Here is a 611-nt window from a genome sequence, read left to right as displayed (position 1 = left end):
TCCACTGAACACAGAATCGAAACTCCTCCTCAACATGGTTTAGGGCGTTGATGAGTTCCCCTTGGGCGTCAAGGAGTGCGTCTATTTCCTCCGCAATCTCGTCGAAACCAGTTTCTAAGTGGCCGTCCCCAAAGTCATCACGCTGATATATGTTATTGATTAGGTAATTCAGATATGAGAACTCTCGAACTGGGAATGCGCGGGTTTCGTAGAACTCCTTTCCAAGGTAGTTGAGCCGAGAGATAATATAGAGCAAGAGGTGTTCTTTGCTGTACTCCTGAAGTAGGTCTATTTGATTCTCCTCACTGAGAAGCTCTCTGGCCTCTTTGATTTTGCGTGCGAGGATGGCGTCATCTTCAAGCGGCAATCCCCTACATTCCGGGCATCGAAGCTCTCGGTCTTCATAGTCCACATAGAGCAAATGGCCGCACTCCAAACAAGGCATATTTTCACGTTGACTGAGTGAACATTAATATCTTTGCCACCTTATCGAGCGAACCAACTAATCAAATTAGATGAAGACTGGGGTTCAGGAGTGCTTATGATGCGATCGCAAGGACCAGTTGTAGGACACCTACTACCGCGAGTAACACGGTAAGCCAGGTAAGGAT

1 protein-coding gene is annotated in these 611 nt (G+C 47.1%); it reads right to left on the bottom strand.

Translation table 11 applies throughout. The features are described 5' to 3' along the window. The coding region (locus DVK07_RS20605) for a hypothetical protein (protein WP_233565566.1) at nucleotides 1-412 on the bottom strand (412 nt) is incomplete at its 3' end. Nucleotides 413-611: the final 199 nt, after the last annotated feature.

The sequence above is a fragment of the Halorubrum sp. Atlit-26R genome (assembly GCF_003666015.1).
Taxonomy (GTDB): Archaea; Halobacteriota; Halobacteria; order Halobacteriales; family Haloferacaceae; genus Halorubrum.
Note: the sequence above shows the minus strand (reverse complement) of the source record. Positions and strands in the feature narration are given on the sequence as shown.